At 64.9% G+C, this 22542-nt stretch carries 19 protein-coding genes; 3 read left to right on the top strand and 16 right to left on the bottom strand.

The window, feature by feature from the left end; all coding sequences use genetic code 11:
- Positions 1–41: 41 nt before the first annotated feature.
- From NOV74_RS12985 to NOV74_RS12970, 4 genes are all read right to left on the bottom strand, one after another.
- On the bottom strand, positions 42–1967 hold the full coding sequence (locus tag NOV74_RS12985) for a CocE/NonD family hydrolase (RefSeq protein ID WP_257313210.1): 1926 nt from the start codon (positions 1965–1967) through the stop codon (positions 42–44).
- Between the two features lie 123 nt (positions 1968–2090).
- On the bottom strand, positions 2091–3395 hold the full coding sequence (locus NOV74_RS12980; RefSeq protein WP_257313209.1) for a hypothetical protein: 1305 nt from the start codon (positions 3393–3395) through the stop codon (positions 2091–2093).
- An 87-nt stretch (positions 3396–3482) separates the two neighbouring features.
- Complete coding sequence (locus NOV74_RS12975) at positions 3483–3923, bottom strand: hypothetical protein (RefSeq protein WP_257313207.1); 441 nt, start codon at positions 3921–3923, stop codon at positions 3483–3485.
- 189 nt (positions 3924–4112) lie between these two features.
- Complete coding sequence (locus NOV74_RS12970; protein WP_257313204.1) at positions 4113–4511, bottom strand: hypothetical protein; 399 nt, start codon at positions 4509–4511, stop codon at positions 4113–4115.
- A gap of 589 nt (positions 4512–5100) precedes the next feature.
- Here NOV74_RS12970 and NOV74_RS12965 point away from each other — a divergent pair.
- The 3 genes from NOV74_RS12965 to NOV74_RS12955 all read left to right on the top strand — a co-directional run bounded on the left by NOV74_RS12965 (position 5101) and on the right by NOV74_RS12955 (position 9257).
- Positions 5101–6201 carry a sensor histidine kinase gene (locus NOV74_RS12965; protein ID WP_257313202.1) on the top strand — a complete coding sequence of 367 codons (1101 nt, stop codon included), beginning with the start codon at positions 5101–5103 and terminating at the stop codon, positions 6199–6201.
- Positions 6173–7519, top strand: a complete 1347-nt coding sequence (locus NOV74_RS12960) for a sigma-54-dependent transcriptional regulator (protein ID WP_257313201.1) — start codon at positions 6173–6175, stop codon at positions 7517–7519. Before NOV74_RS12965 ends, NOV74_RS12960 begins: the two co-directional genes overlap by 29 nt.
- 124 nt (positions 7520–7643) lie before the next feature.
- The gene (locus NOV74_RS12955; RefSeq protein WP_306672477.1) at positions 7644–9257 is read left to right on the top strand and encodes a response regulator; all 1614 of its coding nucleotides are present in this window, start codon (positions 7644–7646) and stop codon (positions 9255–9257) included.
- 14 nt (positions 9258–9271) lie between these two features.
- On the opposite strand, the gene NOV74_RS12950 is transcribed toward NOV74_RS12955, so the two are convergent.
- The 12 genes from NOV74_RS12950 to NOV74_RS12895 form a co-directional block, all read right to left on the bottom strand.
- Positions 9272–10354, bottom strand: coding sequence for a protein-glutamate methylesterase/protein-glutamine glutaminase (locus NOV74_RS12950; RefSeq protein ID WP_257313199.1), 1083 nt, complete (start codon positions 10352–10354; stop codon positions 9272–9274).
- A 131-nt stretch (positions 10355–10485) separates the two neighbouring features.
- A complete protein-coding gene (locus NOV74_RS12945; RefSeq protein WP_257313197.1) occupies positions 10486–11403 on the bottom strand; it encodes a CheR family methyltransferase in 918 nt (305 codons plus the stop codon).
- A 16-nt stretch (positions 11404–11419) separates the two neighbouring features.
- A complete protein-coding gene (locus NOV74_RS12940; protein WP_257313195.1) occupies positions 11420–11974 on the bottom strand; it encodes a chemotaxis protein CheW in 555 nt (184 codons plus the stop codon).
- Between the two features lie 11 nt (positions 11975–11985).
- Positions 11986–13626, bottom strand: a complete 1641-nt coding sequence (locus tag NOV74_RS12935; protein WP_257313192.1) for a methyl-accepting chemotaxis protein — start codon at positions 13624–13626, stop codon at positions 11986–11988.
- A gap of 123 nt (positions 13627–13749) precedes the next feature.
- Positions 13750–15378 carry a chemotaxis protein CheA gene (locus NOV74_RS12930; protein ID WP_257313191.1) on the bottom strand — a complete coding sequence of 543 codons (1629 nt, stop codon included), beginning with the start codon at positions 15376–15378 and terminating at the stop codon, positions 13750–13752.
- Between the two features lie 8 nt (positions 15379–15386).
- On the bottom strand, positions 15387–15887 hold the full coding sequence (locus tag NOV74_RS12925; protein ID WP_257313188.1) for a chemotaxis protein CheD: 501 nt from the start codon (positions 15885–15887) through the stop codon (positions 15387–15389).
- A gap of 32 nt (positions 15888–15919) precedes the next feature.
- Positions 15920–16678, bottom strand: a complete 759-nt coding sequence (locus NOV74_RS12920; protein WP_257313186.1) for a hypothetical protein — start codon at positions 16676–16678, stop codon at positions 15920–15922.
- Positions 16679–16729: 51 nt separating this feature from the next.
- Positions 16730–17104, bottom strand: coding sequence for a response regulator (locus NOV74_RS12915; RefSeq protein ID WP_257313184.1), 375 nt, complete (start codon positions 17102–17104; stop codon positions 16730–16732).
- 258 nt (positions 17105–17362) lie between these two features.
- On the bottom strand, positions 17363–19348 hold the full coding sequence (locus NOV74_RS12910) for a hypothetical protein (RefSeq protein ID WP_257313182.1): 1986 nt from the start codon (positions 19346–19348) through the stop codon (positions 17363–17365).
- Between the two features lie 45 nt (positions 19349–19393).
- The gene (locus tag NOV74_RS12905; protein ID WP_257313181.1) at positions 19394–20377 is read right to left on the bottom strand and encodes a phosphotransferase; all 984 of its coding nucleotides are present in this window, start codon (positions 20375–20377) and stop codon (positions 19394–19396) included.
- A gap of 4 nt (positions 20378–20381) precedes the next feature.
- Positions 20382–21227 carry an NTP transferase domain-containing protein gene (locus NOV74_RS12900; RefSeq protein WP_257313179.1) on the bottom strand — a complete coding sequence of 282 codons (846 nt, stop codon included), beginning with the start codon at positions 21225–21227 and terminating at the stop codon, positions 20382–20384.
- Complete coding sequence (locus NOV74_RS12895) at positions 21220–22542, bottom strand: hemolysin family protein (RefSeq protein WP_257313177.1); 1323 nt, start codon at positions 22540–22542, stop codon at positions 21220–21222. The genes NOV74_RS12900 and NOV74_RS12895 overlap by 8 nt, the downstream gene beginning before the upstream one ends.

Here is a 22542-nt window from a genome sequence, read left to right as displayed (position 1 = left end):
GCGCCCTCTGTGTTCTGCTTTTCTGGCCCCGGGAAATACCCCTACTTCACCACCGGCAACTCCACGAAGCTGGCCTGGCCAGGCGTGTGGTAGATGCGCTGGGTGGCGCTGTGGTAGTCGCCGGGCTGGGCGAAGAAGATGTTGGGCACGAAGGTCTGGGGGTTGCGGTCGTAGAGGGGGAACCAGCTGGACTGCACCTGCACCATGACCCGGTGGCCCGGCAGGAACACGTGGTTGGCCGCGGGCAGGGCGAAGCGGTAGACCAGGGGCTCGTTCGGCTTCAGGGCCTTGGGCGTCTCCGGGCTTTCGCGGTAGCGGCCCCGGAAGATGTCCGCTGACACCATGAGCTGGTAGCCACCCAGGCCGGGCTGGTTGGCCACCTCAGCAGGGTAGACGTCGATGACCTTCACCACCCAGTCCGAATCGGTCCCGCTCGTGGACGCGACCAGGTTCGCCACGGGCTCGCCGGCGATGCGCAGGGGCTCCTTCAGGGGTTCAGACACGAAGGCCAACACATCCGTACGGCCCGAGGCCTCCCGCTGGTCGTCCGTCAGCCACTGGGACCAGGTGTGGGTCGCGTCGTAGCCCACGGGCTGGATGGGCCGGGCGCGGAAGGGCACGGGCTTGGCGGGGTCCGAGATGTACTCATCGAAAGATCTGTCCCCCGCCTTCGGCGTGGTGGTGGACACTTTCAAGCCCGCCTCCAGGTAGAAGGGCGTCGCGCGGAGGGCCGTGCCCTCGCCCGCCACGGGCCAGCCCGGAAGCTTCTTCCAGGTGTTGGTCCCCGTCTCGAAGGCGCTCACGGGCGGCAGGTCGGCCTTCCCCGAGCCCTTCAGGTGCTGGTCGAGGAAGGGCTTCAGGATCTCTCGGCGGAACTGCAGGGCCGTGTCCTGGCCGAACTTCAAAGGCCCGAGGCCGCTGCCTTCGCCGATCTCGCCGCCATGGCTCCAGGGGCCCATGGCGAGGTAGACCAGGTTGTGGCCCGCATCCTTCGGCTTCAGGGCCTTCCACACGGCCAGGGCGCCGTAGATGTCCTCGGCGTCGTAGAGGCTGTGCACCAGCAGAGTGGGCACCTGGAGGGGCCGACCCGCCAGCACCTTGTCCATGGCCTGCTGCTGCCAGAAGGCATCGTAGGCGGGATGTTCCGTGATCTTGCGCCAGAAGCCCAGCTGGTCCATGCCGTGACTCTGCGCCAGGGCGCCCGTGGAGCCGGCCTGCAGGAACAGATCGTAGTCATCGTGGAAACCGCTCCACCACTTCAGCTCGTTGGCGCGGGTGGCCTGCTGCTCGTAGATGTAGCTGAGGTTCTGGGCGCGGAAGGCGCCGTGGTGGAACCAGTCGTCGCCCCGCCAGCCATCCACCATGGGGTTCATCGGCACCGCCGCCTTCAACGCCGGGTGCGGGTTCACGAGCGCCATGAGGGGCAGGAAGCCGTCGTAGGAGATGCCCAGGATGCCCACGCGACCATTGCTTTCCGGCAGGTGCTTCACGAGCCAGTCGATGGTGTCGTAGGTGTCCGTGCTGTGGTCCACGGCGCTGGGGTTCAAGGGCCCGCGCAAAGGCCGGTTCATCACATAGTCGCCCTCGGAGCCATGCTTGCCCCGGATGTCCTGGATCACGCGGATGTAGCCGCCCTCCACGATCAGGTCCGCCACGTTGTCGTAGCCCTGCAGCACGGGTCCCAGGTGCGGGCTGGAGGCATGGCTGGTCTGTTCCACAGCGTTGTAAGGCGTGCGTGTGAGCAAGATCGGCGCATCCTTGGCGCCCTTGGGGACCAGGATGATGGTCTTGAGCTTGACCCCGTCCCGCATGGGGATCATCACCTCGCGGCGCGTGTAGTCCCAGCTTGCGGAGGCCACCTTGAACTCGGCGGGCATCTCGCTAGGAAATGTCGCCGACGGTGCCTGGGCCACCAGGCCCGCCGTCAGCAGCCCCGCCATCACGCCCAGGGTCCGTCGGAATGCCATGACCGCCTCCTGCCGCCCCGGGAGGTGGACGGATCCTGGCGCGAAGGCGCGAGAGGCCGAACCGGCTGCGGAGTGGATGCGGGTCAGTCTACCTGGAATCGACCCGACCCGAGGTGAGGTGCGCTAGGCCTGACCCACGGCGCTGACAATGACGGCGTTCCCGCCATCGCCCTGCCGCCAAATGGCGGCGACGTGGCCACCGGTCGACAGCACGGCGCCGGGGTCCTGGATCTCCCTTCGACCGGGAGCTCCCAGCAGGAGGGGGCGGGGGCTCCAGGCCACGCCGTCGAAGCGGCGCAGGCAGACGGAGGACTGGGTTTCCTGGAGCTGGGACCAGATGACCAGCGCGTGCCCCTGGGCATTTACGGACAAGGCATGGGCCCGGCTCTGGCCCAGGTCCTCCACCAGGGGGGTGCGCTGTTCGTCCCACCGGCCGTTGGCGAAGCGCTTGGTGAAGAGCTTCATGGCTCCCGCGGCTTCCTGGCGCCACACGGCGTGCGCCCGACCCTGGCCATCGAGACCCACCTGGGGCCAGAGGATGGCGCGCCCCGCGGACAGGCGCGGGGCGGGGGTCCACTCGATGGTTTTGCCATTCAGGTGGCTGGCATGGAGGGTGCGGATGCCGGCCTCGCCGTCCTCCACCCAAAGGACGACGGCATTGCCCCGGCCGTCCAGGGCCAGGCGCAGATAGCTGGCTCGCCCCTGAGCCACCAGCGTCGGGCGGTCGCTCCAGCACCGGCCTCCGGCATCGTAGTGGGAAGCCACGAGGCGGTGGTGGCGGCCATCGGCCCCCTCCTCGCACCAGACCGCCAGCCCCTGACCGCCACGGTCCACGGCAAGCTGGGGGAAGAGCGGCATCGGCGAGGGGTCTCCCAGGGGCGTGGGCTGGGGGTCCCAGCCGCCCTCCTCCGCGCGGTACCCGCAGGTGTAGACGCGGTAGTCGCCGGGTTGGCCCAGGCACCATAGCGCATGGATGTTGCCAGCGAGGTCCATGCCCGTGTGCAGGCTATGGATCTCGCCCGGCAGGGACTGGAGGGTCAGGGGATAGGGCACCCAGGTCTCCGCGGAGCCCAGCATGTGCCGGGCGCAGACCCGGGCCTGCGGCCCCTCCTGCTCCTGCCAGACCACGGCCATCTCACCCCGGACATTCATGGCGATTTCCGGGGCATGGGCCTGGGTGCGAGCGCTGTCGAGGCGCCGGGGAACCACGTCCCAGGACCGCTGGTCCGCGTAGTAGCGGCAGATGTAGACGCCCTCCTCCACTTCTCCCCGGTGGTGCCAGGCTGCGATGGCATTCCCGTGGTCGTCCACAGCGATCTGCGGGCGGCCCACCCGCCCCCGGTCCAATTCCCGCGGCGCTCCCCAGGTTCCCGTCGAGCCTTTGGTATTCGGAGAGGTCAGCCGATTCAGGAACGTACGAAGCGACATGCATGTCCTCGCTGATGGACGAGACTTCGGGTGGAGGGGTGCCCCCATGCTACCGCGGGGGTGGCCCCGAACCTCCGAGGGCCCAGGTCATTCCTTGCCGTCCTTTTTGAGTGCGGTGATCAGGCTCTGAAGCACGGCATCCTGCGCTTCCAGATGCTTCTGGATCTGGATGGCCTCGTGAAGGATGGCCTCGGCATCCTTGTAGGTGTCTTCCGACCGGGTATCAGCCGCGGCGCCCTCAACCTTCTGACCCACCATGATGATGGACAGCAGGACCAATTGCAGGAAGGTCTGTGCAATCCATGAGATGAGCGCGCTGGTCCCGGCGTGGATCGCTGCTGGCAGGCTGATGAACGCGATCAGGGCGAAGGCGTAGGCGCACCACATGGTGCCCACTCCCTTGGTGATCCTGTCGCCCAGAAGAGCGTTGAAACGGGTCACCGGACCCGCCGGGGGAGCCTTGGGCTTGGGGGCGCGCTTTTTTCGGAGCTCGATGTGGGGGTGGGGGGTGTACTCGTAGATCTTCATGGTTGGCCTCGGGCGGGTTCGTGGGTAGGCAGGGCAGAGCAGCTCATCGCGGGGAATACCAAGGCTAAGGCGCCAAGCGGGCGCCCCCGGGAGGCAATCCAACATGATCTTGAAGCCGACCCAAGGGAAAGGGGGAGCAGGCGCTGAGGCCCGGTCCTGGCCCCTGGGGTACGAATCGGGGTTTGGGAATCACCGTGGGAGCCGTTCGAGGAGGATGCCGCACCCTGGGGATTCGGGTTTGTAGTACGCGAGGCGCCCAGGAAGGCAGGACAGCACGGCGCCGAATTCATGCATGCAGATCTCATGGAGCGCTTTCGAAAGAGCCATCTCCAGGCCATCGATCTTCAAGCCGTTCACCATCACGTGACAGGTGGGCCCTGCCCCTTTCGCCCTGAGGAGCTGTTCAAGTTCAGCAGGGAAGTCCTGATGGCCCGGCACCTCCGTCGCAAATTCCTGGATGTACGGGAGATGGTGGTTCAGGCGAGCAAGGATCTCTTTCCGTCGCTTGGGGCTGGACAGGAACTGAGCCCATCGCGCCCGTTTTTCAGACGTGATGAAGGCCTTCACGAATTCATCCTCGTGACTCATGAAGAAAGTGGCTCCAAAGGAATTAATGGCCGATTGGGCCATATTCGAATTTAGGTTGGAAGTTTGTCAATTGGGAAGCATGCTCAGGGCTGATTCAATATATTTGTGCTTGAAGTGCCATAAACCCGATAGAATATCTTCAATTTAACCTATTTTAACTTACTAATAATGCCTTCAAAGTTATATTCTTGAAATAGTTAGGCTTTTATCTGAAAAAATAAAATACACGCAAACGCGGATGGCCTAGAATAAAAGCCCTCACAACACAATCAACATACCCTTAAAAGATTGGTGGCCTACAAGCCCCATTCTCCGCGGCGGTGAGCTCATCTGGGTTATTTAGGCCGGGCCTTGCCGCCTGGTCCTGTGGGGATGGTCCCGAGGTGGGAAACAACTCCAGATGGTATGCAATCACGATGGATGGTTCTGCATCGAAGATGCGCCTCCCCCGCTGGTGAAATAAGCCGTCCGGCGGCGGCTCCGGCCCGAACCAGTTCCCTGGGCCCTTTCCTGACTTTGCAGTAGCCTGAAGAATTCCATCCAGGACCGGAGGATCTTCCGGTTTCGCCCCCCCTTTCGCTGGGATCTCATGTACTCGATTTTGCTCACCGAGGACGATCAGGCCACGGCGATGATGGCCGAAGAGGTTCTGAGGGCCCGCGGCTGCTCGGTCCGGTGGGCCCCCAATGCCGCGGAGACGAGAGCCTGCCTCGAGAAGCAGAGGTACGATGCGCTGATCCTGGACCTGGGCCTTCCGGATGAGAACGGATTCGACCTGTTGCGGGCGCTCTCCCACCAGTACCCCAGCCTGCCCATTCTCGTCATGACGAACCTTGATGACGCGGCCTCCGCCATCAAGAGCTTCCGGCACGGCGCCACGGACTATCTCGCCAAACCGGTCACGCCCGACATCCTGTTCGATGGGCTCGTGACCACCATTCGCCGCAAGGTCGAAGTCTGGAACCTCCAGGAAAACGAGCGCCAGCGCCAGCGGTATTCGGATCTGGGCCAACTGGCTTCCTCCTTCGCCCACGAAGTCCGGAACCCGCTCGCCTCCATCAGAACCCTCTGCGAGCTCCTTAACCACGACCTTCAACCGGGCCCCCAGACGGAATGCGTGGAACGGCTGCAGAAACTGACGATGCGCATCGAATCGCTCATGAGGGTCTTCCTCGACTTCAGCCGCCCTTCGGTTCCTGCCCCCAAGATCCTCGATGTGAAATCCTTGATCCTCCGCTCCATGGAGAGCCTTGAGGGCCGCCTACGAACCTCCGGAACCAGCCCTGCATGCTCCATCCCGTCAGGCGGCCTCACGGTCTACGCGGATGAAACGCAGGCCGTGAGCATCCTTGTGGGCTTGCTGGAAAACGCTCTGGACGCCGTGAAGGACCCCACACGCATTCGGATCGAGGCGGCGCCGGGCGGGACCCTCCAGGGACGCACCATGACCCACCTTCGCATCAGCGATGACGGCCCAGGCATCCCCTCTCACCTGCTGGCCAAGATCTTTTCACCTTTCTTTTCCACCAAGCCCAAGGGAACCGGGATCGGGCTGGCCATTGCCCACCGCCTGGCCCTGGAAAACCAGGGCAGCCTGGTGGCCACGTCCATTCCCCAGCAAGAGACCTGTTTCTTGCTCTCGCTCCCACGGGAGGCCCCTCGTGCCCAGGGTGCTGTTAACGGAAGATGACGACGATCTGGCCTTCGCCCTGACCAGGTTGTTGAGCCAGCACGACTACGAGGTGGAGCGGGCGGCCACCGCGGGCCAGGCGCGGGCTCTGGCCGCCAAGGCCCTGCATGATCTTGTGGTGATGGACCTGGGCCTGCCCGACGAGGACGGGCACGACCTGCTTCGGGGGCTGCTGGCACAGGATCCCACCACGCCGGTCCTCGTCCTCACGGGCCGGGACGAGGCGGCCTCTGCCATCAAGGCCCTGCGCCTGGGAGCGGCGGATTACCTCACCAAGCCGGTGGGGGCTGACACCCTTCTCTCCAGCCTTTCGGCTGCGCTTGAGCAGAGCACCCTCCGCCGCAGCCTCGAGGCGATGCGACGCCAGTCCATGGAGGGTGAAGGGATCGTGGGATCGGCCCCGGCCTTTCGCCGGGCGATGCGGGAACTCACCCAGGCGGCCGCGGCCGTGCATACCCCCGTACTCATCACCGGGGAGACCGGTACCGGCAAAGAACTGGCTGCCCGCTTCGTCCATCGGGCCAGTCCACGCAAGGATGGCCCCTTCGTGGTGGTCAACGCGGCCTGCCTCCCCAAGGAGCTGGTGGAATCCGAACTGTTCGGGCATGAGGCGGGCTCCTTCACGGGAGCCAAAACCGCCCATCGGGGGCTGTTCGAACTGGCCTCCCGAGGCACGCTCTTCCTGGACGAAATCGGGGAGTTGCCCCTGGACCTCCAACCCAAGCTGCTTCGGGTGCTGGAGGGGCACCCCTTCCGCCGGGTGGGCGGTGAACGGGAAATCCGGGCGGATGTCCGCATCGTAGCCGCCACCCACCGGGAACTCTCCGCTTTCGTCGACGCCGGGCGGTTCAGGGAGGACCTCTATTTCCGCCTCAAGGTCCTGGGAATTCACCTCCCCCCCCTGCGAGAGCGGGTGGCAGACATCCCATTGTTGGTAGCCTGCTTCCTCACGAAGTTCCGGGAAAGCATGGGCACCGCCCCTTCGGGCTGCTCGGCCGAAGTCATGGCCGCTCTGACCCGCTACCGGTGGCCAGGGAACGTTCGCGAACTTCGCAATGTCATCGAACGCGCCATCATTCTCACGCCCCGGTCTGAGATCCAGCTCACCGATCTCCCACCCGAGATCGCTGGCTATACCTCGGCGCCGGTCGCTCCCGCCCCCCAGGAGAGCCTCGAAGACACCCTGCGCAGCCGGACGGTGGAGGCCTGGGAGGCCTCTGGCCGGAACCTCAGCCAAACGGCGAGGAACCTTGGCGTGACCCGCGTGACCCTGCGCTCGTGGCTTCGGAAGACAGGGGTTTACCCGGTCAAAGACTGATCACCTGGATAATTAATGATCCCGCCTGTCGCTCATCGTCACCATCGATTAACAGTTAAACCCTATTATGTGTTTAATTAATTAAAATCTCGCACTTGGCGTTCCCGTTGCATCCAGTTCAGACATGGCAAGTGTCGTAATGGTGGATGACGAGGAGGATCTCCTCTGGTCGGTGTCTCAGCACTTTTCGCGTGAGCGTCCGGCGGTGGACTTCAAGATCTGCTCCAGCCCAATGGAAGCCCTGGCCATCCTCCACCGAGAGAAAGTGGATGTCCTGATCACCGATTTCCAGATGCCTGTGGTGAACGGCATCGAATTGATGATCCAGGCCCAGAAGATCCAGCCGGACCTCTCCATCATTTTCATCACGGCCTTCGGCAGCCCTCAGATGCGCAAGGAGATCGACCAGCGGGGGGCGTTCGGCTTCATCGAAAAACCCTTTGCGCCCAAGAGCCTGATCGAGGAGGTCGATCTCGCCATCCAGTCCAATCGGGGGGGCTTCACGGGTTCCCTGAGCCTGGGCCTGGTCGATCTCGTCCAGTTGTACTCCGCCACCAGGATCACAGGCTGCCTGACCGTGAAGCTGGGCCGCCAGACGGGCCGCATCTGGCTCAAGGGCGGCCAGGTCGTTCACGCCGTTCGTGAGAACGCCACCGGAACCCAGGCGGTCTACGACCTCATCGCGTGGAAGGGTGGGAATTTCGACATGCAGGAAGGCGCCGAGGCGCCTGTCTATACGATCCGGGAAAGCACGGCCATGCTCTTGCTGGAGGGTCTGAGGCTGCGGGATGAGTTCCTGCATGCCTCGACCATGGGTGGCCCCACGGAGGTCTCAGAAGACACCCCCCAACGGATCCCTCCCGTGCTCCAGCCGCCACCTGGAGCGGGCGCCGGTCCCGCCCCCTGGGCCGCGAACCCGACCCCGGAGCCGTCAGGCAGTGAATTGACCCGAGCCGGTGCCCAGCTGCTGCTCCCCTCGAACACCAGCACCCCGGCGGCCCTGGACACACCGGAGATCATCCGTCTCCATCAGGAGGCCCTCCTGATCCATGGTGTTCTCACGGAACGCATCGAGCGGGCCGCCAATCTGGTCGAGGCCGGCATCCAGGTTCCCCTTTCCACTTTCCAGCAGGAGGCGGACCTCCTCTTGGGCGCTGCCCGGCCCCCCCTGGAGGACGCCGCCCCGGCCCCCTCCTCTGACCGGCACACCGCCCCTGCCAGCGATCCCGTCATCCAGTTTCTCCTGGAACTGGAAGAACGCTACGCGAGCAATGCGGAAGAACTGGCCAAGGTCCATGCCATCACCGTCCACCTCGACAGTATCGAACTCGGGGGGATCCGGCTTCGGCGCACCAACGAGCGTGCCGCCCCGGACCACAAGGCTGGCATTTATGAAGCAGGCGGCCACAGCCTGTTCACCTGGCCCTCGGCGATGAACCTATTCGGCGCTCGGATTCCCTCGGATGACGAGTGGGGAACCATTTTCGAGGCGATTCCCGGGTTGAGTGACAACAGCCGTCTTGGAAACGCCCAGACCATCCTGGAGATCCCCTTCGTGGGCCACCGGAACCCGTATGGGGATTTCCTGAACCCCGAGGATGAATCCAACCTCTGGTCGTCAACTCCGGACGGGAATGTGAAGGCCCGTTGCTGGTACCTCTTGAGAAACTTCCGGGTGGTGACGCGGTATTCCAACTCGAAGATGTACTCCTTCTCGGTGCGTACCAAGGCGGAGTAGCCCGGGCGACTGGTTCAGCTTCCCCGTCGACTCCTCCGGACCGCGTTCAGGATGGCATTCGGCAGATTTTGAAGTGGCACGACGGCATCCACCCCGCCTCGCTCGATCGCCTCCTTGGGCATGCCGAAAACCACGCAAGAGGCTTCATCCTGGGCGAGGTTGTAGGCCCCGGCACGCTTCATCTCCACCATGCCGTTCGCGCCGTCATCCCCCATCCCGGTCATGATCACGCCCACGGCGTTGGACCCCACGGCCTGGGCAGCGGAGTGGAACAGGACATCCACACTCGGGCGGTGCCGGGACACGAGCGGCCCGTCGCTAACCCGGGCAATGTAGCGGCCGCCGGATCGGATCACCTCGGTGTGGCGGTTTCCGGGCGCGATCAGGGCGCGTCCCGAAAGCACCCCGTCACCGTCCGCCGCCTCCTTGACCTCGATGCGGCAGGTCTCGTTGAGCCGCTTGGCAAAGGCCGCCGTGAACAGCTCCGGCATGTGCTGGACCACCACGATACCCGCGCAGTCCACAGGCATGGCGGACAGCAATTCCCGAAGCGCCTCCGTTCCACCGGTGGAAGCGCCCACCACCACCACCTGGTCCGTGGTGGTTCCAAACGTCGGGGCCTCGGGCCTCGCCAGGGGTCCGGGCGGCGGCGCCAAGCGGCGGCGGCGGACGCGCGAATGGGCGGCGGCGCGAACCGAATCGATGACCTGCATGGCAGAGTCATGCAGGAAATCCCGGACGCCGAGTTGGGGTTTGGTGATGACCGCCAAGGCTCCTTCCTCGAGGGCGAGCATGGCGGCCTCCGCCCCCCGGGCAGCGAGGCTCGAGCAGATCACTACGGGAATCGGATCTTCCTTCATAAGGCGCCGCAGGAAGGTGATGCCATCCATTCGCGGCATCTCCAGGTCCAGGACGATGACATCGGGCCTCAGCGTCTGCATCTTCTGGAGGGCAAAGATCGGATCGGCCGCGGTCACCACCCGCATGTCCTTTTCCTGGCCCAGAATGGCCGTGAGCGCCTGCCGGACCACGGCCGAATCGTCCACGACCAGGACCTGGATGGGGAGCTGTCTGGTGTTCCGCTGGGGTTCTGGCATCGCGCTCCACCCTGCCTGCATGGTCCAGGCCAGGCCTGGCTTAAGAGGTACGTGACTCGATGCCGCGAGACAAGAGAATACGAACGTCCTCGTGTCTTATCGGTGGTCGGGCCCCACGCTTGAAACTGGACTCAACGCAGCCGTGGCAGCTTCTGGCCGCTGAAGTAGGTGGACTGCAGCGGTGCATAGATGGTCGGGCCCACGCTGCGGGCTCGCTCGGTGAGGCCGTGGAGGCTCTCCGCATGCCCGAGCAGCAGCAAACCGCTCGGAGCCAGGTGGCTGAGCAGTTCCTCCACCACGTTGACCTTGGTGGCGGCGTTGAAATAGATCAGGACATTCCGGCAGAAGATGATGTCGAAGATCCCTTGGACGGGATAGGGCCTGCTGTTGAGGTTCATCCTGGAGAAGGCCACCAGGGACCGGATTTCAGGCCCGGCTTTCATCTTGCCTTTCTCGGGCCCGGTCCCCTCAAGCATGAAAGCCTTCAGATAGGGCGTGGGGATCTCCTCAGCCTTCTCGATCCGCCACAAGGCATCCTTCGCTTTTTGCAAGACCCGCGTCGACAGGTCCGTGCCCAGAATCTCAATGGACCAGCCTTCCGAAGGGGGCAGCTGGTCCAGCAGGAGCATGGCGATGGAGTAGGGTTCCTCCCCCGTGGAACAGGCTGCGCTCCAGACACGGATGGTTCTGGACCGCTGTCGGGCTTCCGCGTCGGCCACCCATCTCGGAAGGACCCGGGTCTTGAGGAACTCGAACTGATGAGGCTCTCGGAAAAAATGGGTCTCATTGGTCGAGATCCGGTCGAGCATCTCGATGCGTTCGCTTTCGTCCTTCTGCACGGTCTTGAAATAGTCCGCGTAGCTCGTCAGGCCGAGGGCGCGGAGCCGTGCGTGGAGACGGCCACCCAGAAGGGCCTGCTTGTGCTCCGCAAGGAAGATTCCGGACTCCCGGTGAATCAGATCCTGGAAGGCGCGGAAATCCTCCTTCCGGATCTGAAAATCACCGGCTGTCCCCGTTGCGGGCGGAGCGGCGCGCCGTGGATCGCTCATGGTTCTCGGGGACCTTTCATTCGCCGCGTTCGGTTCCAGCGGCCTCCTGCGCCTCCTCCGTGGACGCGGCCTGACCGAAAATGGCGGCGACCGACGAGAGCTCGGACGGGGAAAGGGCTTTGTCGATATCCAGAATCATCACGAATTTCTGACCAGACCGGCCCATTCCGAGCAGGTATTCGAGCTTGACCATGGTGCCGAAATCCGGCGCAGGCTCGATCTGCTCCGGCGGCAGATCAACCACCTGGCTGATCGAATCCACGATCACCCCCATCGTCGTCTTGTTCTCTCCGCTCCCCACCTCGACGATGACGATGCAGGTCTGCTTCGTCACCGGTTTCTCGGGAAGGCCGAACTTCAGGGCCAGATCCACCACTGGCACCACAGAGCCGCGGAGGTTGATGACCCCGCGCACTGCCGGCGGGGCGCCGGGTACCTTGGTGACCGCCCCGTATTCGAGGATTTCTCTGGCTTTCAGGATCTTCACCGCGAACTCCTCGTCCGCGATGAAGAACGTCAGGTACTGACTTTGATCATGGGTGGCCAGGTCGGCCAGAACGTAGGCATTCATCGGTCCCTCCCCTAGAACCGCTTGAAGTTGTGGTCATGTTCGAGGCTACCAGCGGACTTCACAGGCCGGAAGGACGCGGGCGTGGGTTCCAGGCGGGCCTGGTGGGCGACCGGCGCACGGTGAGCGAACACGTCCTCCCCAGCCACCTTGAAGAAGGCCACCAGCTGCTGCAGAGCCTCAGCCTGGGAGGCCAGCTCCTCCGCCGTCGAGGAAAGCTCCTCGGCTGCAGAGGCGTTCCGCTGGGTCACCTGGTCGACCTGGGACATGGCCTTGTTCATCTGCTTCACGCCGCTCGCCTGCTCGCGCGAGGTCGCCGCGACCTCCTGGACCAGTTCTGCGGTCTTGCGGATGGCGGGAACCAGCTGCTTGAGCTGCTCGCCCGACCTGATCGCCACCCCGACGCTTCCACCGGCGACTTCGTTGATCTCCTTGGCGGCGGTCTGACTGCGTTCGGCCAACTTGCGCACCTCGGTGGCCACCACCGCGAAGCCGCGGCCATGCTCGCCCGCCCGCGCCGCCTCGATGGCCGCGTTCAGCGCCAGCAGGTTGGTCTGATAGGCGATCTCCTCGATGATCGAGATCCGATCTGCGATCGTCTTCATCGCCTCCACGGTCTGGTCGACGATCCGACCACTCTCGTCGGCATCCTTGGCACTCTGCGAGGCCATCTGTTCGGTCTGCCGGCTGTTGTCCGCATTCTGTTCGATCGAGCTGCTCAGCTCTTCCAGGCTGGCGGAGGTCTCCTCCACGGAAGACGCCTGTTCGCTGGTGCCCTGGGACAGGCCCTGGGAGGTGGAGGACACCTGTTGGGCCGCCGAGGATAGCGCGTTGGCGCCGCTGCGGACCTCGCCAATGGTCTGTGCCAGGTTCTCCGCCATGCGGTTGAACGCGTTGCCCATATCGGCCACCTCGTCCTTGCCGCCGACCTCGACCTTATCCCTCAGATCGCCATCCGCCATCTTGCGCAGGGCGCCGGCCATCAGAATGATCGGGGCCGAAATGCCGAGGGAGATCCGCCACGCGATCACCACGGCCAGGGCCAGCGCGATCGCCGTGGTCGACAGCAAGGTCCGCAGCACCCTCTGAGAGAAATCCTGCATCTGCTGGGTCTTTTCAGTCATCAGCTTCTCGTGCCTCAGCATGCCTTTGTCCGTGCTTGCTTCGAGCCGGTGGATGGCGTCCTTATAGGGTTCCTCGGCCTTGTTCAACTCCTGCGATGTTTTGAATAGACCCATATCGATCTGGGGGAGGATCCGCTCGAACTCGGTGCCGTAGGTGGCCAGATCCAAGCGCATGGAGCGGAGGCTCTCTCGATCATCGTTGGCCTCGACGAGTTTCTCGAGCTTGTCCAGCTCCTCGACGGCCTTGGCCTGGTTCTCCTTCCACTGTCGGCCGTAGTTGTCCCGTTTATTCTTGTCGTCGAAATTCAGGAAGACGTCCTTCTCGTTCCGGCGCAGCTGGAGCGTGTCGGTGTTGAGGGTCGTGAACCCATCGGCGAGGGCGTACTCGTGGGTGAGGACGGCGTTTGATTCCCGGCTGATCTGGTCCACGGAGTTGCTGCCGACCACGGCCACCCCGACCAGCAGGGCGGCGATCACGCCGAACCCCAGGAACAGCTGGGTTTTGATCTTCAGGTCGCGGAAATTGAACATCGTGAGGCTCCTTGTGAATGGTTGAATAAGGGAGATTTCCATCTAGGTTCGGGACGCCGGAAGCAGAATCCGTCGATCCGGGGAAGCGAAGTGGCTCAGGTCGGGCGGCTCAGGTGGGGCGACTCATCCCGGCGCCTCTTTCCGCGATGCGTTGCGGGCCACCGCCTCGCGCAACAGCGTGGGGACGTCCAGGATCAGCGCGACCCGCCCATCGCCCAGGATGGTGGATCCGGAAATGCCGGTGGCCTGCTTGAAGAGGCTGCCCAGCGGCTTGATCACCGCCTGGCATTCGCCATGGAGCTCATCCACGGCGATCCCGGCCCGGCCTTCACCGTGGTGGACCACGACGATCTTGCGCCGCCCACCCCCACTCGAACCGAAGTTGAAATGTTCCTCCACGCTCAAGTAGGGCAGCGCCTCGCCCCTCAAGGCGAGCACGCCGGAGCCCTCAGCCTCGCGGCGCGATTCGGCGGGCAGGTCGACGCATTCGACCACGGCTTCCAGCGGGATGACATAGGACTCGTCGCCCGCTGAGACGCGGAAGCCCTCGATGATCGCCAGCGTCAAGGGAAGCCTGAGCGTGAAGGTGGTTCCCTGACCCGCCTGGCTCTTCACCGAAACGGTCCCCCGCAGCCGCTCGACGGCGCGACGCACGATGTCCAGGCCGATGCCCCGGCCAGACAGGTCCGTCACCTTGTCCGCGGTGGAGAACCCTGGTTCGAAGATCAGTTGCTGCAAGTCCGCGTCAGTGAGCCGCTCCGGATCCTCCAGGCCGCCCCACTTGCGGGCCCTGGCCAGCAGCTTCTCGCGAACCATTCCGCGGCCGTCATCGGCGATCTCGATGATCACGAACGCGGCTTCGTACCGGGCCGTCAGGCCAATGTGCCCCCCCGGGGCCTTGCCTGCCTTGCGCCGTTCCGCCTTGCCTTCAAGGCCATGGTCGATGGCATTCCTGAGGATGTGGATGAGGGGTTCCCGCAGTTGCTCGACCGCGGCGTTGTCCACTTCCACTTCACTGCCCTCGATGGTCAGGCCGATCTCTTTTCCTGTCTGCAGCGAGAGGTCCCGGACCGCCCGTGTGTACCCCTGGAAGAGGGTTCCGATGGGCACGAGCCGGGCCTGCATCACATGCTCCTGGAGCTCGGTGAAGAGGCGATCCATGTCCCGGTGAGCGTCCTGGGCGGCGGCCACCCGGGGCCCCGACAGGGCCGCAAGCTGGGTGTCCAGCCTCCCCCGGCTGATGGCCAGTTCTCCGACCAGGTCCAGCATGCGGTCCAGCTTGGCCGTCTTCACGCGGAGAGTCTTGGAAGCGTCCCGCGCGTGGGCCCGCCGTTCTTCGCCCACACGGGGTTCCTCGCGCGTCAGCGTGGCTCCGCTGGAGGCTTCTTCCAGTTCCCCCAGGAGATCCTGGGTGGAGACAGGCATGGCGGTCGGATCTTCGGCTCCGGCCAGGTCGCGAAAGGCGTCCACAGAACGGAGGAGGATGGTGGCCAAGGCTGGGGTGAACGCGAACATCCCCCCGGCGATCTTCTCCAGGAGGCTCTCCAACCCGTGGGCGAATTCCGTCATGGCCGTGTAGCCCACCATCGAGGCATCGCCCTTAATCGTGTGCGCGATCCGGAAGATGGTCTTGGCCAGGTCCTTGTCCCCGGGCTGCCGCTCCAACTCGATCAAGGCCGCTTCGAATTCGTCCAGATGTTCACCGGTCTCGGCGAAGAACGTCGCACGGATGGCCTTGATATCGATGTCCATGCGGTCTCCTAAAGCGTCCTGACCAGTACCACGCCATCCAGGGTCTGGAAGTGGATCTTCCGGCCGCGGGAGCCGTCCACGTCCTCGCCCACCACGCGGATGCCGTGCGCGGCAAGCCGCTCCCGGGCCACCATCACGTTCTTCAGGCCGAGGTGCTGGGTGCCGGAAGTCACCTTCCCCAGCACGCAGGCTCCACCAAACAGCTTGGCCTGGAGCCTCCCCAGGGACCCTCCCGCCCGGGCGGCCGCACTGATCAGCATGTCCGTCGCCGAGTCCCCGTACCGTGCGGAGTCGATTTCCGTCGGCGGATGGTGCGCGAGCAGGAAGTGATTCATCCCCCCGACGCGGGAGACCGGATCCCAAAGGCAGACCGCCACGCAGGAACCCAGGATCGTGGTCATGGTGCAGGGCACGAGGGACACATGCAGGTGCCCGGGATGCAGGTAGACCGATACACCACCGCTGGCGGCATCCGCCGGAATCCAGCCGGGGGCGGGCAAGTGGGGCATGGGTCTCCTTGGGTGGTGAAGCGTCGGGCTGGCTACTTTCCGCCCTTCACGAATTCCTGAAGCTTCAGTCGGTAGAGCGCCATGGCCGCATTCGCGGCCAGCAGGTCGAAGAGTTCCCGGTCGAGGGGCTCGAGGCCCGACTTCTGGGGGAGCAGGCGGTACATGGCAACCGCCCCCACGGTCTCGTCCCCGACGCTCATGACAATGCTGGCCGAAGGCCGGGACACGTCCAGCTCGTCCACGCTGAGGACCGCCGGATCCGTCACGTGCATCTGCCTGGATCTCAGATGTCCCGCCAGGGCTCCCTCCGGGCGCGTCATGCTGGCCAGGAAGTCGGCTGGCAACCCCATGGAATCGCAGACCTGCCATCTCCCCTGGCCATCGGGTTCCAGCAGGGCGAACTCCTCACAGCCGACCAGGTTGATGACGATCTCCCGGATCGCGTCCACAAGTTCCGCACGGTCCAGCGCGCTATTGAGCCGGTAGCTCGCCACATAGAGGTTCGCCAGGTTGGTGTTCTGCTGCTCAATGGCGAGCTGCTGCTCGGTGGACTTCTGGTTCGCGTTGACCTGGGCGGTCAGTCGCTCCCTCATGGCGCTCAGCTCGTTCAGCTGCTGGGTGGCTCCTGCCTCCAGCTCCTCCACCCGCTTCTGGAGCGCTACGCGTTCAACCTCAAGAGTGGCGACGAGTTCTCTCAAGCCCTCGTTGTCCTCTCGGAGGCGGCGCTCGTACTCGCGGGTCTCCTCCAGCACACGCCGGACGTAGGATTCTTGGTTGGGTTCGTTGGCCACAGAAGGCTCCAGTGATCGGCTGCGGTTTCGGGACCGGGGAGGCTCCAGACCTCAGGAACCGATGAGGTTGTTGATCTTGCTCAGCAGCTCCGACCCGTTGATGGGCTTGGTGACGTAGTCGTTGCAACCGACCGTGTACCCGGTCTCGATGTTCACGCCCTCGCCGCGGGTGGTGACCATGATGACGGGGATGTCCTTGATTTCCTCGTTGGCCCGGATCTCCCGCAGCGCGTCGAAGCCGTCCATGCGCGGCATCATCACGTCCATCAGGATCAGGTCGGGGCGCTCTTTCAGTGCCGTCTCGAACCCGGCTTCGCCATCCCTCGCGATCAGGATGTCGAAGGGGCTGTTCTTGAGGATCATTTGCTCCACCATGAGCACCGTGCTGGAGTCATCGACGAGCAGGATTTTTTTTCGTTGGGTCATGGCACCCCTCAACCAAAAGTTGGAAACCGGGCGGCTTGAGCCTCCCGAGCTGTTCTTGAACCGGCAGCAACTGTAGACAGCCAATGCAAATCGACAGCCAATCCACGCGTAACGATGTATCTATGTATATAAAATGACTTATATAGCGCAATCCAAAGACTGAAAGCCCTCCCCTTAGATCAGAAACTGTCCATGCCGGTCAATGTTTGACCGGTCAAAGGGCGCGGGGAACCATCCTCACCCGGGCGGGTTTGGTCCTCAAACGGGCTGGCCCAGGGCCGCTTCCAACCGAGTGATCAGCCGCTCCAAGTGGGAACTCAGTCCGTCGAGGGGATCCGGCATTTCCCGCCGCCCTCGTTCCGAGCGCACCCAGCGTCGGAGAAGGGATAGGGTCTGAGGATCGCGAACGCCCAGCTTCTTGGTGGACTGGATGAAGATCTTGGCCAGCCTCGTCCGCCCCGCCCCCCCTCCCTGGGTCTCCTGCATCTGCTGGCTGAGGCGGAAGGCCTCCCTCGCCACCATGAGGTCATGGCTGATGAGGGGTACCCGGGCGTTGATCCGGGCGAGGAATCCCTCCAGGTAGCTGAACAGTTCCTCCACCAACTCCGTTCCGTTGACTAGCGCCAGTTCGATATCGCTCTGCGCGTCCAGCACCCACCCGAACGTGGACGTCAACCGGTCCATTTCAGAACGATCCTGAGCCCGGATGAGGAAGAACTCCGGACTCCGCCGGAAGGCGTTCACGTGATTGTGGGCCTGGAAAAGCGTGAGCGCCAAGCGGAGGTAGTCCTTCTCCCGAACCTGCGTCCGGAGCCTGGGAAGCAGGCGGGTGAGCTGTTCCCAGAGACGGTAGAGGCGTTGTCGCAGCTGGTCCCCCTCATCCTTCAGGGTCGGGGAGTTCGGGAACATGCTCTGGCGGAGTTCCGCAGAGAAGGTCCTGACCAGGTCCGCCATCAGTTGGCGCTGGTGGTTGATGAGCCCGGTCTTCAGGTGATCCAGCGTGAGCGCAAGGTGGTCGCCATCCGCCTGGATCAGGGCCTCCTGCAGGAGCTCATGGATGGTGGTCTGGTCCTGGCTCAAGGTGAGCACCGCCTGCTGGAGGAAGGCCGAGAGCAGGAGGGTCTCCTCGGTGCCTTCCGGCAGTCCCTCCAGGATCTGGGCCCGCCCCAGCTGCTCCACCAGCCGCCCCAGCTCGCGTTCCACGACGAAATAAGTCGGGACTGCCGCGTACCGTTCCTGTTCAGGCATGTTCCCCGCCGGCGGAATCGGATCCACCAGGCCCAGGATGGTCAGGTGCGAGGCCAGGCTGTGGGCGAGGAGCCGGAAAGCTTTGGGCTGCGATCCGCGCACACCCTTGAGCGTGGCACGAACCTCCTGGGTCAACATGGCTTCGAGCCGACGGGCATCGTAGCGGGGCAGGGACCACCCGAGGTGGTTCCAGAGCCAGGTAAGGCTCCCGCGGATCTGCTCCAGGGCCCCCCAGTTGATGCCCTGGTCAAGGGGCCACAGCAGGATGAGGCGGAGCGAATCGAGGACATGCTGGACCAGCAGCAGTGGCTCGACACGCGAGAGGGTCTCCTGGGGCACGAAAGTCTCCAGGAGATCCACCAGCTTGTGGATGGCCTCAATGGGCCGCCCGCCCGCGCCCTGAAGGGCCCGGTTGAGGGCCTTCATGCGACTGTTGAGCTGGGACACCCGTTCTTCCCCGCCTGGCCCATCCACGAGAATCGCGAGCAGATCCCTGAAGCTGTCCCGCCGCTCCTGAAGGAAGGCCGCCCAATCATCCAGGAGCTGGAACGGGTCTTCTGGTCCGAACGAGGTGGCCATCGTCCGGAGCGAGGCGATGAGGTCCAGGAGGTAGACGACCCAGCCAGGCTCCTCATGGCTCTCGAGGACCTCGATGTTGGCTTCCTGGGCGATCGCCTTCAGCTCGTTCAGACTGTGGGACAGGACCAGCCCCATGGCCATCCGGTCCTTCCCTGGCTTCAGGTTGGCGAAGCTGTTGAGGAAGACCAGGAACAGACCCAAGGAGCGCTGGAGTCGGGCGAGCTGGGGAGCGTCCGCGGGGACGGGCGCCTGACCCGACCCAGAATCGAGCAAGGGCCCGAGTTCGCCCTCCGTGACACGGAGGATCTCCTTCAACAACTGCAGGTCCTGGTGGGAGAGCGCCTTGCCCCTGACCAGTTTCCGGGCCTGCATCAGGGGGTTGGACTCACGCTCCATGGAGGACATGGCCAAGAGCATAACCCGCTTCACCAGCCTCCCAGGGCGCTGGAGGCGGCTTGTGACCTAACCCTTCAGCAGCCGATCCTCTGCCAGACGCAACAAGTGCTCGGTGGCGAGCACGCCGTCCTGGTGGTTCATGCGCTGGAAGTGGCCGCGTAGATGGCGCAGGGTGCGGGGAATCGCGGGGGCAAAGTGGGCCTTGTGGCGGTGGACGATCTGGTGGCCAAAGGTGCCCAGGGCCTTGAGGTTGCGCTGGAGCGCGCTGAGGTTCAGCTCTTCCAGCAGGGCCTCATGGTTCCAGCCCAGCTCGTTCTGGAGAGGCCCCACCAGAGCCCGGCCTGCTTCCCGGGACCAGTCCCAGTAGCCGTCGTAGAGGATGCTCGCCAGGTCGTAGGTGGCCGCACCCCGGCGGGCGTCCTGGAAGTCGATGACCACCAGCCGGTCGCCGTGGACCATGAGGTTGCGCACATGGAAGTCGCGGTGGGCAAAGAAGTGCGCCCGGGTCTCCAGGCTAGCGTGGGCCTCCTCCATCATCCGATCCAGCCAGCGGGGCGGGTCCTTCTGGAGGAAGTCGTGAAAGAAATTGGCGCGGCAATACTCCCATTCAAACGCGAACTTGGCCTCGTCGAAGGAGCGGTTCATGAAGAAGGCGTGGGCGGGGGCGCCCAGGGTGAGCGGCCCGGCGAGGGTGGCCAGCAGCCAGCCGGCCTGCTCGGCCCAGCGGAGCTCTTCCTCGGGGTGCTCCATCAGGCGGCGCTCCAGGGAGGTGTCGCCCAGGTCCTCCACCAGCAGACAGCGGTCCTCATCGTCGCTCTGGAGGATGGTGGGCACCCGCAGCACAGGATCCAGGTAGGCCTGGAGAGCCCGGAATTCGAAGTAGCTGTCGTCGGGCTTGTCGGGGGTGTCCAGGGGATGCAGCACCACCAGCGCCGTGCCCACCTGCGGATGGGTCACGCGGATGTACTGTCGGGCTCCCGCGTCCCCCGCCAGGGGACGGGGAGCCGACAAGTTCCAGCGCTCCAAGGCGTGGGCCAGACGGGGATCCATGGTTTCAGGGTAATCCCAGCCGCACCTGGTTGCCGCCTTCTTCAAACCAGAGAGCATCTACATCCGTGATGGCGGGTGGAGGTGCCGCGCCGGGCCCCAGGATGCAGCGGGTGAGGCGCCCGGCGAGTCGAGCCGCGGGATGGAGGTAACAGCCCGGCAGACGACCTTCCGCAGCCGGCGCCAGGTCCGCCGCAGCCTCGATGAGGGCGTGCGGCGTGCCCACCTCGCGCCAGGGGAAGGGCTCGGTTACCACGCCGAGATGCCCCATTGGGAGGCTGGCCAGGCGGGGTCGCAGATCGTTCACTTCGCTGGGGCCTTCAGGCAGCAAGGCCAGGGCTCCAGGGGACCAAGCGGCGGCGCCGGTGAAGTGGTAGGGCCCCCAGGGCCCGGCCACGCCCTTCGGCAGCACGCGGCCCTCGTGATCCATCCACACGGGATTCCAGTTGCCACCGGGGTGCGGCACCAGCAGCCAGCTGAGACTGGCCCCGGCCTCGCGGTGGCGTGAGCGCAGGAGGTCGAAGGGCACCTCGTCCGCCCAGATGTCCGCGTTCCAGGTGAGCAGCTCCGCCTCCACCCGGCCCCGGGCGTGCAGCAGGCCCCCCGCGCTGCCCAGGAGGGTGGGTTCGTAGAAGACCTCAAGCCCCTCCGCCACGGCTCGCAGGCGGTCCGGCAGCAGGTGGGCGTTGCAGCCGAGGTGAGCCGCACCAGCCCGGCGGAGGGCGTCGGCCCCCCACTGCAGGAGGGGCTTCTCCCGAAGCGTCCAGGCGGGCTTAGGTAGACAAGCGCTCAGGGCCCCCATGCGCGTGCCCAGGCCCGCCGCCAGCAGGAAGCCGTCCAGAACTTCAGGCATCGCCAGCTTCCGGGGTGCCGTTCGCCGGCGGCAGGGGTTTCAGCAGGAACTGCGTGGGAGCCAGGCCGCGCATGGAGAGGACGCGGATGCGCCAGCCCTGGAGACGCAGCTCATCCCCGGGGCGCAACACGCGACCCAGGCGCTCCTGGAAGAAGCCGCCGAGGCTCACGGAACCGGCCTCGGCTTGGAGATCCAGGTCCAGGTGGTCGACCAGTTGCTCCAACATGACGTTGCCCTGGGCCAACCAGGCGCCCCCGCGGGTCTTCCGCAGCTGAATGGCCTCGCGGTCGAACTCGTCCTGGATCTCCCCGACCAGCTCTTCCAGCACATCCTCCAGGGTCACCAGGCCGTCCACGCCACCGTGCTCGTTCACTACCAGGGCCAGGTGCTGCTTGCGTTGCTGGAACTCCAGCAGCAGGCCCTGGATGGGCTTCATCTCCGGCACGAAGAAGGCGGGGCGGGCCAGGGCCCGCAGGTCTACCAGACTGGGCCCATCCTGCATGGCCCAGAGCAGTTCCTTGAGGTGGATGACCCCCACCACCTGGTCGAGGTCCCCCTCCACCAGGGGAATGCGGGTGTGGATGGTGGTGCGGGCCAAGGTGAGGTTGGCCTCCAGATCCCGGTGCAGGTCGAAGCACACCACCTGGGCCCGCGGCACCGCGATCTCCTTCACCGTGCGGCGGCTGAAGTCGAAGAGGTTCTCAATGAGCTCCTTGCGATCGAGCTCCAGGTGGCCCTCGGCTTGGCTGCGTTCGAGCATGCGGCGGAATTCGGCTTCTGAAGGGAGCAGATCCTCGGCCCCGGCTTCGGGGTGGACCCCCACAACCCGCAGTACCAGGTGGCTCAAGCGGATGAGGACCCAGGTCAGAGGGCGCACCAGGCGCGACCAGGCCAGCAGAGGTGCGGCGGTGCGCAGGGCCCAGGGCAACGCAGCCCGGATGGCGAGGCTCCGGGGCACCAGTTCCGCCAGCACGACATCCAAGGTGGTCATCACCAGGAGGGCGAGGCCAGAGCTCACGGGTGCGACCAGGGCCGGCCAGGGCAAGTGGCCGAACAGGCCTCGGAAGGCCTCGCTGAACAACTCCTCACCCACGGCGCCCAGGGCCAGGGCGCACAGCACGATGCCCGCCTGGATGGCCGAGAGGTGATGGCCCAGGCCCCGATGAACCTCCAGGGCTGCAACCGCCCGGGGATCGGTGTCCGCCAGGGCCTCCAGTTGGGTGGACCGCACGCGCACCGCCGCGAATTCCGCCATCACGAAAAAGGCGCTGGCCAAGAGCAGGGCGACGCAGATGAGGGCCGCGGCTAACGTCAC

Origin of the sequence: Geothrix fuzhouensis (assembly GCF_024609325.1) — a bacterium.
Taxonomy (GTDB): Bacteria; Acidobacteriota; Holophagae; order Holophagales; family Holophagaceae; genus Geothrix; species Geothrix fuzhouensis.
This window is presented reverse-complemented; position numbering and strand designations above follow the sequence as displayed.

Excerpts from the sequence above, each read along its gene's own strand:
- NOV74_RS12935 (WP_257313192.1), bottom strand. The coding sequence starts at position 13,626 with ATGTTCAATTTCCGCGACCTGAAGATCAAAACCCAGCTGTTCCTGGGG.
- NOV74_RS12925 (WP_257313188.1), bottom strand. The coding sequence starts at position 15,887 with ATGCCCCACTTGCCCGCCCCCGGCTGGATTCCGGCGGATGCCGCCAGC.
- NOV74_RS12965 (WP_257313202.1), top strand. The coding sequence starts at position 5,101 with ATGTACTCGATTTTGCTCACCGAGGACGATCAGGCCACGGCGATGATG.
- NOV74_RS12975 (WP_257313207.1), bottom strand. The coding sequence starts at position 3,923 with ATGAAGATCTACGAGTACACCCCCCACCCCCACATCGAGCTCCGAAAA.
- NOV74_RS12900 (WP_257313179.1), bottom strand. The coding sequence starts at position 21,227 with ATGCCTGAAGTTCTGGACGGCTTCCTGCTGGCGGCGGGCCTGGGCACG.
- NOV74_RS12980 (WP_257313209.1), bottom strand. The coding sequence starts at position 3,395 with ATGTCGCTTCGTACGTTCCTGAATCGGCTGACCTCTCCGAATACCAAA.
- NOV74_RS12970 (WP_257313204.1), bottom strand. The coding sequence starts at position 4,511 with ATGAGTCACGAGGATGAATTCGTGAAGGCCTTCATCACGTCTGAAAAA.
- NOV74_RS12910 (WP_257313182.1), bottom strand. The coding sequence starts at position 19,348 with ATGCTCTTGGCCATGTCCTCCATGGAGCGTGAGTCCAACCCCCTGATG.
- NOV74_RS12930 (WP_257313191.1), bottom strand. The coding sequence starts at position 15,378 with ATGGACATCGATATCAAGGCCATCCGTGCGACGTTCTTCGCCGAGACC.
- NOV74_RS12950 (WP_257313199.1), bottom strand. The coding sequence starts at position 10,354 with ATGCCAGAACCCCAGCGGAACACCAGACAGCTCCCCATCCAGGTCCTG.
- NOV74_RS12955 (WP_306672477.1), top strand. The coding sequence starts at position 7,644 with ATGGCAAGTGTCGTAATGGTGGATGACGAGGAGGATCTCCTCTGGTCG.
- NOV74_RS12915 (WP_257313184.1), bottom strand. The coding sequence starts at position 17,104 with ATGACCCAACGAAAAAAAATCCTGCTCGTCGATGACTCCAGCACGGTG.
- NOV74_RS12905 (WP_257313181.1), bottom strand. The coding sequence starts at position 20,377 with ATGGATCCCCGTCTGGCCCACGCCTTGGAGCGCTGGAACTTGTCGGCT.
- NOV74_RS12945 (WP_257313197.1), bottom strand. The coding sequence starts at position 11,403 with ATGAGCGATCCACGGCGCGCCGCTCCGCCCGCAACGGGGACAGCCGGT.
- NOV74_RS12940 (WP_257313195.1), bottom strand. The coding sequence starts at position 11,974 with ATGAATGCCTACGTTCTGGCCGACCTGGCCACCCATGATCAAAGTCAG.
- NOV74_RS12985 (WP_257313210.1), bottom strand. The coding sequence starts at position 1,967 with ATGGCATTCCGACGGACCCTGGGCGTGATGGCGGGGCTGCTGACGGCG.